The sequence below is a fragment of the Sphingobacterium sp. 1.A.5 genome (assembly GCF_002734235.1).
GTDB lineage: Bacteria > Bacteroidota > Bacteroidia > Sphingobacteriales > Sphingobacteriaceae > Sphingobacterium > Sphingobacterium daejeonense.
On sequence record NZ_PEBA01000035.1, the window covers coordinates 1 to 12,989 of the forward strand.

Sequence of the window (12,989 nt, forward strand, 5' to 3'; positions counted from 1 at the left end):
AGAGTGCTTGAGCACTCCTGAACTGTCATTTCTGTTGGCTCCGGGCGTCGCGCCCATCGCCGTTTCCCCTGGTTGGGACTGCAAAGGTAGGAGCTTTTTTCGAATCCGCAAAATTTATTTTGAAATAATTTTCGCGGCCCCTTTTCGGCTTCCCGTGCCGGCATCGTGCCGCCTGCGGTGTCGCCCGTCCTTCCCCTCATTTCAGTGGCGTTTCCGCCGTCCCTCCCTTGCGGAGTGGTGCAAAGATAGGGACATTTGCACATTACTTCCAAGACCCCGGCACAACATTTTTTGCAGAACGGACGTAACTCGCTATGCCATTGAAAGATAATTTTTCGGCCAATGGCCAAAAGGCCGGCCTCAGGGTACGCCAGCGGGGGAAAGCGCGCCCACGGTCCACACCGGCGGGCACGGAAACGGAAAGGCGGGGACGGGGAAGTAAGGGCGGCCGGTGGGGACACCGGCCACGGCGGCCTTTTTGATCTCCTTCCACTCTCCGTCCACTCTCCTTCCACTCTCAGTCCTCTTTCGTTCGCACCTCGTTCGGACCTCGTTCGGGTGTTTTCCGAAGCAGCTCCGAACAAGGTCCGTACAAGGTCCGAACGAGAGACGAACCAGAGTATACCGAGACAGGAACAAGACCATAACAAGAACCCTCAGAGTCAATATCAAGTATGAAACAGAAAAACTGTAAATCAAGGGTAAAACAAAAAAGCCACCTTGGTCCGAATCCAAGATGGCTTTATAATAAATTTCTATTTAGCGTTGAGGTCTATTTCTTAAAAACCCAAAATCTCTGCATGGTATAATTGAATCCCAGTGAAACGACGATTTCAACAATAGCCTTTGACAACAAGAAATGCCACTGCCATAAATTCACAAAAACAAAAATCCCCAAAGTCTTCAATGTGATACTACCAAGAACTACAACAATAAACTTCCAGAGCTGACTGCCCAAGGATTTTTCTGTATTCCCAAATGACCAGTACCGATTGATTGTAAAGTTAACGATAGCCCCCAAGCTCCCGCTCACAACATTCGAAAATGGAGCCGTGAATCCCAGAACCTTATAACAAAAAGTATAAATACCGAAGTCCGATATGCCGCCAACAAAAGCGGATAACTGAGCTCGAAGAAATACTCTAAGTTTATCTGACATCTTTAATCGTTTACTTCTGCTTGTTTAAGTTTGTTTGCTTTTTCTTCTTTATCCTTAGCATCACCAAGGTCCAAAAGTTTTTTCGTGTCACCAATGTTGATAAAGAACAGGATGATACAGATTCCTAACACTGAATAGTTGATGGAACCTGGCACTAGAACCTCAAGAACCAAGACCAAGCTGATGATCACCCTAATTTCAGTAGGGCCCAACAGACCAGCATCGATCGTATATTGATCTGTAATCCTGTATCTCAGCTGAGAGATTATCATCGCCCAACCATATAATGCTACCAATGTAAAACCAAGGTATTTAAAATCACCGACAGCATAAAAGACATAACCCAAACCGATGAACACCGTTGAAACCCAGTCCATAACGATATCTAGGGCAAAGCCATACCATTTTCTAGATTTATTTCGATAGAAGGCAATCCTTCCGTCCAAAGAGTCTCCAAACCACTGAACAAAAAATCCAACAATCCCCAAAAGAAGATAGTTGATGTTGACATATTCTGCGAGTAGAAAGCTGCCCAAGATCATGAACGACCCGAACAGACCGATGGCCGTCAATCCATCTGAGGAGATCCACTCCGGGATTTTCGGAACAAGATAACTGATCAGTCTTTGTTCTGGATTACTTAAAATATTTGTACGCTTTCTATCTTGAAAAAGCTTTTTATTGATTTGTTGTTCACTCATTTCATAGGAAATTTTAGAGCCACTTATTTTCTTTATACCAAATTAAACTCTCTTTTAAGCCTGTCTGAAGGTTATATTGAGGCTTAAAGTCAAGATTATTCATCGCATGGGTAATATCACAGCCCCAGTTTTCTGCCGTCAGTTCTCGTAAACGCTCGGGATAGATCACTGGCGTTTTTGAAGAATTGCGATACAGTCTTTGGGAAATTTCTGCCACGCTCCGCACAAGTCCCAATGGCACATGCATGCGAAACATTCTTTTTTGGAATACTTCCTTAAATATCTCAGCCATAGCATAGCGAGAGTAAACTTCACCATCGCTAATATTATAAATCTGGAGACCATCCTGCTTCACTATAACACCCTTCAATAGTACATCGACCAGATCTTTCACATAGATAAAGCTCAATTTCTGCGGATTTCTGCCGATATAAGGATCAAAACCTTTTTTCATGGTGTCAAAAAGAATGAAAATATCTTTTTCACGTGGTCCATAAACAGCAGTAGGCCTAAAAATGGAAACAGGGGCATCCTTGAATTTCTGTTGGATCATCAATTCAGAAGCTTCCTTGCTTCTTCCGTATACTGTCAAAGGATTATAAGGGGTATTTTCAGTAATCAGTTTTTCGCTGGCATAAGGTATGGGGCCTATTGCTGCCAGACTGCTGACATAGCTGATCCGCTCCAAAGGCATCTCAGCAGCAGTTGCAGCATCCAATATACTATCGGTATAGCCGACATTGACCAGTCGCATAACGTTTTCATCCTTTGCTTTGGTCATTGCCGCAGCATGTATGATATAGCTGTACTGTTCTTTATTGAAAAGGGATTTTAATTCTTGAGGGTTTCCCAGGTCTGGGAATACGAATTGATCAACGAAGGGCTCAATATCCCTGATGTTGCTGGATTTTCTGACCGCAGCATGCACTTCAAGCCCTAAATTTTGGGCAGCCTCAACAAGGTGAGAGCCTACAAAACCGCTCGCACCAGTTATGAAAATCTTTTTTTTCATATCGCTTTTTCAAAAAGACGATACCGCTTATAGAATTCGGCATTGATTTGTTCAATAGCGTGATTCATGAGGTAGTTGTGGTCCAACATCCAAGAGCATTCAGCTTCTTCGATGCCAGATGGGATGGCATTCTTTATAATCCTCCCATACAAACAAGCTTCAATTCCCAATTTTCTATAATTATCCAAAACACCAAGCATCAATACCCTGAGGGATTTGATCTTTTTCCTTCCAAATAATAGCTTGAAAATTCCTGTCGGGAACAGTCTTCCTCGTTTAATTTTGATTTGGATTTCATTAATATTTGGAATACCAAGTGCAAAACCGATGAGCTCATTGTCCTTTTCTGCAACAATACAGTATTTCGGATCAACAATCATCTTTAAATCTTTTGCGGTATGTGCAAATTCATCGTCAGTCATTGGAACGAAACCTAAGTTTTTGTCCCAAGCCTTATTATAGACTTTCTTGATTTTTTCTGCCTCATTGGCAAAATCCTTCAAGTTAATCTGTCTCAATATAATTCCAGATCTACCCAACCTTTCTTCCAATTTATCGAGTAACATTACTGAGCGTTTATTGGAATTTTCCTTATTGACAAGATAAGCTCTTAAGTCGACTTTTTTCTCAAAGCCGGCCTGCAAAATCAAATCTTGGTAATAAGGGAAGTTGTATGGCATCATTGCCATCGGAGGTCTGTCAAAGCCTTCCACTAATAACCCTGTTGAATCATTGGTGGTCAGGTTGATTGGTCCAACGATATTGTTGGCTCCCTTTTGTTTAACCCATTCTTCTGCTGCCTGAAACAACTTGTCGGCCACCTCTTGGTCGTTGATACAATCGAAAAATCCAAATTGGCCTTCATTGACATTATTGAAGGCGTTGTGGTTTGTATTGTAGATTCCGGCAATCCTTCCTACGATCTTGTCGCCTTGGTAGGCTAAGAAAAGTTGCAGGGAGGAGTGTTTGAAGAAAGGATGTTTATTAGGATTTAACATATCATCCTGTGCAACAAAAAGCTCAGGAACATAATTCAAATCTCCTTCATAAAGGTCATGAGGAAAATCGATGAATTTTGCTCTTTGTTTTTTAGTTTCAACAGGAACTATCGTAATCACCTTTATAAAATTTTATTCGCTAAAACTTTCTACCTCCAACGTTTTGAAAACCTTAGTCATTTTCTCAACAGCTTCATCGATCTGGTCGAACGTATGTGTAGCCATAAGAGAGAAACGGATCAAGGATTCCTCAGCTGGTACTGCAGGCGCAACTACTGGGTTCACGAAAACTCCGTCGTCCTGTAGCATTTTGGTAACAATATATGTTTTTTCGTTGTTTCTTACGAAGACTGGTAAGATAGGACTTTCAGTAGCACCTAGGTCAAAACCGTTTTCTAACAACAATTTCTTAGCATAATTTGTGTTTGCCCATAATCTTTCGATATGTTCAGGCTCAGTTTGAATGATCTCTAATGCTTTCAATGTAGAAGCTACAGAAGCAGGAGTCATACTGGCGCTGAACATCAACGATCTTGCTCTATGTTTAAGGTATTCGATCGTATCGCTATCTGCAGCCACAAAACCTCCCAAAGAAGCGAATGATTTACTGAATGTACCCATGATCAGGTCTACTTGATCAGTCAAACCAAAGTGGCTTGCTGTACCGGCACCTTTTTCACCGATTACACCCAAACTATGTGCATCATCACATAATATGGCAGCATCATATTCGTTTGCTACTTGAACAAGCTCTGGTAGTTTAACGATATCACCTTCCATAGAGAAAATACCATCGGTAGCAATCAATTTGAAGCTCTCTTCAGGTAAACGAGACATTTTGTCCCTTAAATCATCAATGTTATTATGTGCGTATTTGATTACTTTAGAAAATGAAAGACGAGAGCCGTCGATAATCGAAGCATGGTCACGTTCGTCAAGTAGGATATAGTCATGACGACCAGTCAAACAAGATAAAGGACCTAAGTTAGATTGAAAACCTGTGCTGAAAAGAATTGCAGCTTCCTTGCCTACATAATCAGCAAGTTTTTCTTCCAATTCAACGTGAATATCCAAGGTTCCATTTAAAAAACGAGATCCTGCGCATCCAGTACCATACTTTTCCAATGCTTCTTGAGAAGCTTTGATAATACGTGGATCAGTTGTTAACCCTAAATAGGAATTTGAACCAAACATCAAAACCCTGCGCCCATCAATTTTAACCTCTGTATCTTGTTTGGATTGGATAGGTCTAAAATAAGCATATAAGTTTTTTGACTTGATATCGCCCAACTCGCCATTTAAAAAACGCGCGGTTCTTTCGTTTAATTTTCCCTTGCTCATTCGTCAGGTATCTATTTTCTCAATAATATTTACTTTTTGAACTTTTAACAAAAATCGTCAAAAATCCCACAAAGGTACAAAACTAGATTTATTAACATAATAAAATCATGCTTATATTACCTTTCTTTACAAAAAATCGACGCAAACATACAAAACTTAAACTTCAAATTATGTTTTGATTGACATATAAATATCATAAAATTAAATTAATATTAAGAGAATGTTTACAGTAAATTACTTTGAAATTTTGCAAAAATTCATAAATTCTTACATTTGTGCTTCAATATAAATAATAAAAATGGCAATTTCATCAACGGTTAACATCAAAAACAAGCGCGCATCCTTTGAGTATCACCTACTTGACACCTACGTTGCAGGTTTGGCTTTATTGGGTACCGAGATAAAATCCATCCGTGAAGGCAAGGCAAATATCAACGATAGTTTCTGTGCATTTTTTGAAGATGGGCTCTATATCAGAAATATGCACATCGCAGAATACTCTTTCGGTTCGTTCTATAATCATGAATCTAAAAGGGACAGAAAGCTTTTGTTGACGAAAAAAGAACTGAAAAAACTACGTGAAAAAGGGGAAGAAAAAGGGTTTACAATCGTCCCATTGAGGATTTTCATCAATGAAAGAGGGTTCGCCAAAGTGGAGATTGCTTTAGCTCAGGGTAAAAAAGACTTTGATAAGCGTGAAACCATCAAAGAACGTGAAAGCAAAAGAGAACTTGACCGCGCTATGAAACGTTAATATCGCTTTTCCGCTGATAATTTCCAGGAGTAATCTGTTCTCTTGATTTGAATATTCTGATAAAATAATTGACGTCGCTGAAGCCACAGGCATAACAAACTTCTTTGATAGTCATATTTGCACTCAGCATTTCCTTAGCTTTTCGAAGACGTTCTTGAATCACCAATTCCATCGGTGTAATGCCATATTCATCCTTGAACAACCTGAAAAGGCTCGCTTTGCTCATATTCGCCTTTAGGCTTAGATCATCAATCGTTAGTTTTTCAGATAAATGTTCCCGAATATATTTTTTCAAATGAGAAATCGACTCACTAACCTGTGTCGTTGGTTCCATTAATTCGCTCAATTGCTGTTGTTGGATAATCCTGATCAGCAATTCTTTAAAAAGTAAATCAGCTAGCACGTCTTTGTATGGATCACTGCTGATCATATTCGTAAACAACTTGCTGGTTAGGGTAGCCAACTCATCCGTATTTACCAAATGGAATTTATTCCATGAAAAATCCCATGATAATTTATTTTCTATTCTTGGGTAAGTCTTGTTCAAATATTGAATTGTTTCTTCGATCTTGTCTGCAGAGATCAATAAAGCTGTACATTGTGTGGGATCCTGGATCTGAGCTTCAGGAAAGTCGATTTGCATTTTTCTGTGTGCAGGTAGGACCAAAGTTTCACCGGGTAAATAATCAAATGCTGGGATATCTTCCAAATGCATTATTTTTTTTCCCTTGAGCATATTGATAATCACCATATCATTGAACTTTAGCGGGACGAGATGACTGGGCTGATAAGTTTCATATACATTCAACTCGAAACTATTCAATGTATAGGCTCTCCTATTTTCAACCAATGTATTCAATTCCCTCTCCTTAGAATATGGTAGTTCACGGACTAGATTATTCTTTCCCATAGTGATTTTATTTTATAATTGGCTGTTAATCAAATTTAAAAAAATTATAACAAAACAAAAACTGCATAATGATATTATTATGCTATGAATAGCGAGGATAATGCTATTCAAAAAAGTTACCGCTTGGTAAATTTGGGAAAGAGTCCAAATATAAACTTAGTAAAAACAAAACTATGAGCGAAATTAAAAGACCGACGTTCAAAGAGCGTTATGATAATTACATTAATGGAACTTTTGTTCCGCCCACTCAAGGTAAATATTTTGACAACATCTCACCTATTGATGGACAGCCATTCACACAAGTTGCGCATTCGACCAAAGAGGACATTGACAAGGCTGTAGAGGCTGCAGCTAAAGCATTTGAAACATGGAGCAAAACTTCAGCAACCGAACGCAGTAATATATTATTCAAGATAGCAGACAGAATAGAGCAACATTTGGAGGAAATTGCTGCTGTAGAAACCATCGACAATGGTAAAGCAGTCCGCGAAACTTTAAATGCTGATATTCCTTTGGCGATCGACCACTTCCGTTATTTTGGAGGTGTAATCAGAGCTGAGGAAGGATCTTTATCAGAACTTGATAGCACGACTGTTTCCTTAATAGTAAACGAACCAATTGGAGTTGTTGCACAGATCATCCCTTGGAATTTCCCTATCCTTATGGCTGTTTGGAAATTGGCCCCTGCATTAGCAGCTGGATGTACAGTTGTGTTAAAGCCGGCTGAAAGTACACCGACATCCATTATGGTGTTGATGGAAATCATCGGAGACTTGCTTCCTCCAGGAGTGGTAAACGTAATCAATGGATTTGGTTCAGAATTGGGTCGCCATTTGGTTACTCATCCTAAAGTAGCGAAAGCAGCATTTACTGGTTCAACTGCAACTGGCCGTATGGTAATGCAGTATGCTACAGAAAACATTATTCCGGTAACCTTAGAATTGGGTGGTAAATCTCCTAATATTTTCTTTGAATCTGTGATGGCTGAGGATGATTCATTCCTAGATAAAGCGATTGAAGGAGCTGTATTATTTGCTTTGAACCAAGGTGAGATCTGTACATGTCCATCCCGATTGTTGATTCAAGAGTCGATCTATGACAAATTTATTGAGCGTGTTGTAGAGCGCGTGAACCAAATCAAAGTAGGAAATCCATTAGACCCTACTGTTATGATGGGTGCACAGGCATCAAAAATCCAAAAGGATAAAATTATGTCTTATATCAAATTGGGTAAAGAAGAGGGTGCTGAAGTATTGACGGGAGGTGATGAGAACCAATTGGGTGGCGATATCAATGATGGATATTACATTAAACCTACCCTTTTCAAGGGCAATAATAAAATGCGCATCTTCCAAGAGGAGATATTCGGACCTGTATTGGCCGTTACAACCTTTAAGGATGTCAATGAAGCAATTGAGATTGCCAATGATACGATCTATGGATTAGGTGCTGGTGTTTGGACTCGGGATGCCCATGAATTATACATGGTACCTAGAGCTATCCAAGCAGGACGTGTATGGGTAAATCAATACCATAGTTACCCTGCAGGTGCTCCTTTCGGTGGTTATAAGCAATCGGGAATCGGCCGTGAAAACCACAAAATGATGTTAGCCTACTATCGTCAAGCTAAGAATATGCTTATCTCCTATAGCAAAGAAAAGCTTGGCTTCTTTTAATAAAAGAGTAGTTAATAGTTAAATGTGTGATAAGGGGTTATATTCATAACCCCTTTTTCATCCAAAATCGAGGATTATGACTTCAAGAATAGATGTAACAGATGCTGCAAAAGCAGTAATCAAGGAATTGGTAGAAAAACATGGCCCTTTAATGTTCTATCAGGCGGGTGGATGTTGTGAAGGAACGCAACCTCAGTGTTTTGAAAAAGGCGGATTTTATCCAAGGATGAACGATGCCATGATCGGTTTGGTAGAGGGATTTGAATTCTGGGTGGACCGAGACTTATTTGAATATTGGAAATTCTCACATTTCACCTTGGATGTATTGGATGGATTCGGCCCAGGAGGCTTTTCATTGGAAACCCCAATGGGGAAAACATTCAAAATTCATTACCGATTATTTACAGATGATGAATTGAAAAATCTACCTGAAGTAGTAAGGAATGAGTAATATCCCACTCCCAATTGGGCATAGATTCCGCTAGCCAACTTATACTCATTAGAATTGTCACATTTAATAATTAAGTCATTTTCGAAACCAACTTCCGTAAACAAAGTTTGCTTTTTAGCTCTATCACTAATTTCTTGTGCCTTTGAAATAAACATATATCAACTGGGCTATTTTATATTATTCTTATAACTTTAGAATATGAAAGCGAAGCATTCCTTATTTTCCGAACTACCACTCAAGAATATGACATTATCCAATAGAATTGTTGTTTCCCCCATGTGTCAATATTCAGCCATTAATGGTTTTGCCACTGACTGGCATTTGGTTCATTTGGGTCAGTTTGCGATTGGTAGAGCGGCAGTTGTGATTCAGGAAGCTACAGCTGTAAGTGCGATTGGAAGAATATCTTATGGAGATTTGGGAATTTGGTCAGATGAGCATATTGAAAAACTTAAACAGATTACAGAATTCATAAGCAGTCAAGGAAGTATTCCCGGCATTCAGTTGGCACATGCCGGAAGAAAGGGTAGCACTGATAAACCCTGGATCAGCAGAAAACAGTTCAGTCCAGATGAAGAACATGGCTGGCAGACTATTGCTCCATCAGCTATTCCTTACCATGACTATGAAATTCCGCCTACAGAGATGACACTTGCGGATATACAGGCGGTTGTTTATGAATTTAAACTAGCTGCCCGCAGAGCTGTTTCAGCAGGTTATAAAGTTATTGAAATCCATGCTGCCAATGGGTATCTCATCCATCAGTTTCTATCACCCCTAGTAAATTTGAGGGATGACCATTATAGCGGACCATTTGAAAACAGAATTCATTTTTTACTTGAGATTGTCCATGCGGTAAAGGAAGAATTGGGTAAGGAACAGTCTCTATGGGTTCGATTGTCTGCTACGGATTGGGCTGAAGGAGGCTGGGATCTGGAACAAACGATAGAATTGGTAAAGATTTTAAAGCTGCTAGGTGTCGAAGTTGCTGATATTTCTTCAGGTGGAGCTGTTTCCTACCAACAAATTCCCGTAGAACCTGGATATCAAGTTCCATTTGCCGATGAAATCAAAAACTCTACTGAGATCTGTACCGGAACTGTAGGTTTGATTACTTCTGCAAAACAAGCCAAAGATATCATTAATCGAGCTTCTGCAGACTTTGTTTTGATTGGCAGGGAGTTCTTGCGTGATCCACATTTAGTATATGAATGGGCAAAGGAATTGGGAGAAGATATCAATTGGCCCCCTCAATATGAAAGGGCCAAAATCGAATAATTTTATTGAACGTCCAGACCTTGTAATACAGGCACAGGTTTTTTGTTATCATCTAGGGCAACAAAAGTAAATCTTCCTTGTATTGCTAATTCGCGTCCGTCTTCGTACATGCTTTCCAAGTATATTTCTACATATACTTTTAAGCTGGTTCTTCCTACACTCTCAACCCTTGCTATCGCTTCAACAATACTTCCAGACGGTATGGCTTTGTGGAAGTCAATTTTATCGGTGGAGACCGTAACCAATGATTTTCGACAGAAACGGGTTGCACACATAAAGGAAACCTCATCCATTATCGCCATGGCTTTTCCGCCAAATAAAGTGTCGTGGTGATTGGTAAGGGAAGGAAACACAGTCATTGTAATACGTGTTTCACTTTGGTCGATACGTTCTTGAACAGTCATTATAAAATTTGAAAGCGCAAAGTTAATCAACTTTTTCGCTTTCAACGACTATACCGATGCCTTTCAATAGCATTGAAGCATTAAAGATGGTACATGCACCGTCTTTTAATTTATAATCAAATAACATTTCCGACCCTTGTACCTGAATATCAAAATGGTAATTTTTTAAGTAACCCGGATAGTCGTTAACTAATTCTGAAAGCTGCAAGTCGTGGGTCGCCAACATACCGCGCCCATCTAAACTTATCAGTTTTTTGATGATTGCCTTTGAACCTAAATATTTATCGACCGAGTTTGTACCTCTCAACATCTCATCTATAAGAAAATAGCTTGATTTGATGTTTTTTACTCGCTCGAGGATGAATTTCATACGATCTAATTCAGCTTTAAAAGTTGAGGTACTTTCATTCAGAGAATCCTTAATACGCATGTAGGTCACCAATTCATAAATTGGCAATTCAAACTTTCTAGCACAAGTCACTGCTCCCGTGTAGGCCAATACCGCATTGATACCAATGGTTCGTAAGAAAGTACTTTTCCCTGCCATATTACTTCCAGTAATCAGCGCAATTTTATGATCATTTGCTTCATAATCATTTCCTACAGATTTGGTTTCTGGAATCAAAGGATGGTTCACTTCGATTGCTAGCACATGATCGTTTTCAAAATTATCTTTAATTACAGGTTGTGTCCAGTCTGGATGATTGTAGGCAAGTAAAGCCAAAGAGACTAAACTCTCATATTTAGCAACCGCATCGAATCCTGAAAGGATGGAATCTTCATATTGGTCCTTCCATTTACTGATCGCCATTACCTGTTTGAAATCCCATAAAAACAGCATATTCAGAATGGCACCGACCAACATGTTATTTCTAACATCCAATTTGTCGATAAGCTTTCCCAATTCACTGATAATGCTAGACAACTTCTTTTGATGTGCATCAACTTCAATTTTACGTTGTAATTCCTGATTCAGGGGAGCTACATACTTTCTGTCTTCCATGAGTTTGATGGCATCGGAAAAACCGATTAAGGAAACTCCAATTTTATCAATACGATTTGAGAATTGGCTTACCCTCCCACCCTGAGACATCGTCCATAACAGGTGTATGATAGCTAATCCCAAGAGATAACCAGAAATATTCTGAACGAATACAGAGAATAATATGCCCGCTAGGAATATCCAAGGCACCAATGGAACATAAACTTTATAAAATCCATTTCCGAATTGAAAGGATTTATCATGGAAATAGCTGTGGATATATGATCTCAGATTGATCTTGGAGCCAAGGTTGAAGAGCATTTTAGTTTGAAATGCCTGGAGATGTTCAGGGTCGACCTTTAACTCGTTGACAGCTTCCTGTCTTGCAGTTATTTCTTCTTTTTGTGCAGGAGCTTCCATCCAAGATTTTAATTCCGACACACCATCCTTAGTAGCGCACCTATTGACCAGCTCAAACAACGAATTGGGACCAAAAATATCAAGATCAGAACTGTAGGGATGTTTCCCGTCTTCAAACTCTATCCCATCATCGTACATGTTTTTCTTACGATTCAGTACCTCAAGCTCATTCTCGTTAATGCGCAAATATACTTTTGCCTCTTGCAATTTACGGTCCACCTTGGATTGACGAAACACGAGAAATGCAAACAAAAAAATAACAAATAGAAATGCCCCTAATACCAGAAAAATATTGTTGAGACCAAATAGTTGCCAAATACCAATTCCTCCTAATATCATTAAACCCAACCTCAAAAAGGCATTCTGATTAATCTGTTTATCTAGAAGTTTGATTTGTTCTTTCGTCCTATCGACATTGCTTTGGTAAAATTCTGCACTCATGGTGCTAAGATAGACAAAAGACATAAGACACAAGACATTAGAAATAGTAAAATTGCTACTTGGGAAAGGGTATTATCGAAAAAAGATTGAAAAAAGACAGCTGTCAAGCAATTATTCAAAATTCATCAAATCCTAAACAAACCGACAAATCTAATGTATGTCTATGTCATGTCCTAAAAAAAGTAGACACTTTTTTGTTATTATTGGGCTGTTCAAATGTGTGTAAACTCCGTAGGAGTTTTCCACATTTGAACAGCTTTTTTTCTTTTTTGCTTCTTTTTTCTTTTACTTTCCACACCTCAATGTTAGTCCGTTTTAAGCTGCTCCATGGACCTGCTCAGGTGTCTTGAGTTTCAGTGACCAATGTGGTCGCTTTGTGTTGTATATTCTAATGCACTGTTCCACAGATCTTCGGACGGACAATTCATCTGGCCATTCGCTGTCCAGCATAAACTCTTGCTT

At 39.3% G+C, this 12,989-nt stretch carries 13 protein-coding genes; 4 read left to right on the plus strand and 9 right to left on the minus strand.

Features of this window, described 5'->3' with window-relative positions:
- Nucleotides 1-772 precede the first annotated feature (772 nt).
- Genes CRT24_RS14115 through CRT24_RS14135 form a run of 5 tightly spaced genes read right to left on the minus strand, consistent with a single transcriptional unit; the run spans nucleotide 773 to nucleotide 5,211 of the window.
- Nucleotides 773-1,159: a GtrA family protein gene (locus CRT24_RS14115; protein WP_099371870.1), complete on the minus strand. Its 387-nt coding sequence runs from the start codon at nucleotides 1,157-1,159 to the stop codon at nucleotides 773-775.
- A gap of 2 nt (nucleotides 1,160-1,161) precedes the next feature.
- Complete coding sequence (locus tag CRT24_RS14120) at nucleotides 1,162-1,860, minus strand: CDP-alcohol phosphatidyltransferase family protein (RefSeq protein WP_099371871.1); 699 nt, start codon at nucleotides 1,858-1,860, stop codon at nucleotides 1,162-1,164.
- A 13-nt stretch (nucleotides 1,861-1,873) separates the two neighbouring features.
- On the minus strand, nucleotides 1,874-2,872 hold the full coding sequence (locus tag CRT24_RS14125) for an NAD(P)-dependent oxidoreductase (protein ID WP_099371872.1): 999 nt from the start codon (nucleotides 2,870-2,872) through the stop codon (nucleotides 1,874-1,876).
- Nucleotides 2,869-3,990, minus strand: coding sequence for a hypothetical protein (locus CRT24_RS14130; RefSeq protein ID WP_099371873.1), 1,122 nt, complete (start codon nucleotides 3,988-3,990; stop codon nucleotides 2,869-2,871). The genes CRT24_RS14125 and CRT24_RS14130 overlap by 4 nt, the downstream gene beginning before the upstream one ends.
- 12 nt (nucleotides 3,991-4,002) lie before the next feature.
- A complete protein-coding gene (locus tag CRT24_RS14135) occupies nucleotides 4,003-5,211 on the minus strand; it encodes a pyridoxal phosphate-dependent aminotransferase family protein (RefSeq protein WP_099371874.1) in 1,209 nt (402 codons plus the stop codon).
- A 298-nt stretch (nucleotides 5,212-5,509) separates the two neighbouring features.
- On the opposite strand from CRT24_RS14135, the gene smpB reads away from it, so the two are divergent.
- Nucleotides 5,510-5,965: an SsrA-binding protein SmpB gene (gene smpB / locus CRT24_RS14140; RefSeq protein WP_094257745.1), complete on the plus strand. Its 456-nt coding sequence runs from the start codon at nucleotides 5,510-5,512 to the stop codon at nucleotides 5,963-5,965.
- Here the strand turns inward: smpB and CRT24_RS14145 are convergent.
- Nucleotides 5,952-6,875, minus strand: a complete 924-nt coding sequence (locus tag CRT24_RS14145) for a helix-turn-helix domain-containing protein (protein ID WP_099371875.1) — start codon at nucleotides 6,873-6,875, stop codon at nucleotides 5,952-5,954. The two genes, smpB and CRT24_RS14145, sit on opposite strands and share 14 nt — an antisense overlap.
- Nucleotides 6,876-7,048: 173 nt before the next feature.
- Here CRT24_RS14145 and CRT24_RS14150 point away from each other — a divergent pair, with 173 nt between their 5' ends.
- The 3 genes from CRT24_RS14150 to CRT24_RS14160 all read left to right on the plus strand — a co-directional run bounded on the left by CRT24_RS14150 (nucleotide 7,049) and on the right by CRT24_RS14160 (nucleotide 10,280).
- Complete coding sequence (locus CRT24_RS14150) at nucleotides 7,049-8,551, plus strand: aldehyde dehydrogenase family protein (protein ID WP_099371876.1); 1,503 nt, start codon at nucleotides 7,049-7,051, stop codon at nucleotides 8,549-8,551.
- 76 nt (nucleotides 8,552-8,627) lie between these two features.
- Nucleotides 8,628-9,002, plus strand: coding sequence for a DUF779 domain-containing protein (locus tag CRT24_RS14155; protein WP_099371877.1), 375 nt, complete (start codon nucleotides 8,628-8,630; stop codon nucleotides 9,000-9,002).
- Nucleotides 9,003-9,200: 198 nt separating this feature from the next.
- Nucleotides 9,201-10,280, plus strand: coding sequence for an NADH:flavin oxidoreductase/NADH oxidase (locus CRT24_RS14160; protein WP_099371878.1), 1,080 nt, complete (start codon nucleotides 9,201-9,203; stop codon nucleotides 10,278-10,280).
- Between the two features lie 2 nt (nucleotides 10,281-10,282).
- Here CRT24_RS14160 and CRT24_RS14165 read toward each other — a convergent pair whose 3' ends face one another.
- The 3 genes from CRT24_RS14165 to CRT24_RS20705 form a co-directional block, all read right to left on the minus strand.
- Nucleotides 10,283-10,684, minus strand: coding sequence for an acyl-CoA thioesterase (locus CRT24_RS14165; RefSeq protein WP_099371879.1), 402 nt, complete (start codon nucleotides 10,682-10,684; stop codon nucleotides 10,283-10,285).
- A 22-nt stretch (nucleotides 10,685-10,706) separates the two neighbouring features.
- A complete protein-coding gene (locus tag CRT24_RS14170) occupies nucleotides 10,707-12,527 on the minus strand; it encodes a DNA mismatch repair protein MutS (protein WP_099371880.1) in 1,821 nt (606 codons plus the stop codon).
- A gap of 315 nt (nucleotides 12,528-12,842) precedes the next feature.
- Nucleotides 12,843-12,977, minus strand: a complete 135-nt coding sequence (locus tag CRT24_RS20705) for an integrase core domain-containing protein (protein WP_373604704.1) — start codon at nucleotides 12,975-12,977, stop codon at nucleotides 12,843-12,845.
- Between the last annotated feature and the right edge of the window lie 12 nt (nucleotides 12,978-12,989).

Coding starts and splice junctions, on each gene's coding strand:
- CRT24_RS20705 (WP_373604704.1), bottom strand. CDS start 12,977: ATGCTGGACAGCGAATGGCCAGATGAATTGTCCGTCCGAAGATCTGTG.
- CRT24_RS14150 (WP_099371876.1), top strand. CDS start 7,049: ATGAGCGAAATTAAAAGACCGACGTTCAAAGAGCGTTATGATAATTAC.
- CRT24_RS14160 (WP_099371878.1), top strand. CDS start 9,201: ATGAAAGCGAAGCATTCCTTATTTTCCGAACTACCACTCAAGAATATG.
- CRT24_RS14125 (WP_099371872.1), bottom strand. CDS start 2,872: ATGAAAAAAAAGATTTTCATAACTGGTGCGAGCGGTTTTGTAGGCTCT.
- CRT24_RS14135 (WP_099371874.1), bottom strand. CDS start 5,211: ATGAGCAAGGGAAAATTAAACGAAAGAACCGCGCGTTTTTTAAATGGC.
- smpB (WP_094257745.1), top strand. CDS start 5,510: ATGGCAATTTCATCAACGGTTAACATCAAAAACAAGCGCGCATCCTTT.
- CRT24_RS14120 (WP_099371871.1), bottom strand. CDS start 1,860: ATGAGTGAACAACAAATCAATAAAAAGCTTTTTCAAGATAGAAAGCGT.
- CRT24_RS14145 (WP_099371875.1), bottom strand. CDS start 6,875: ATGGGAAAGAATAATCTAGTCCGTGAACTACCATATTCTAAGGAGAGG.
- CRT24_RS14115 (WP_099371870.1), bottom strand. CDS start 1,159: ATGTCAGATAAACTTAGAGTATTTCTTCGAGCTCAGTTATCCGCTTTT.
- CRT24_RS14155 (WP_099371877.1), top strand. CDS start 8,628: ATGACTTCAAGAATAGATGTAACAGATGCTGCAAAAGCAGTAATCAAG.
- CRT24_RS14165 (WP_099371879.1), bottom strand. CDS start 10,684: ATGACTGTTCAAGAACGTATCGACCAAAGTGAAACACGTATTACAATG.
- CRT24_RS14170 (WP_099371880.1), bottom strand. CDS start 12,527: ATGAGTGCAGAATTTTACCAAAGCAATGTCGATAGGACGAAAGAACAA.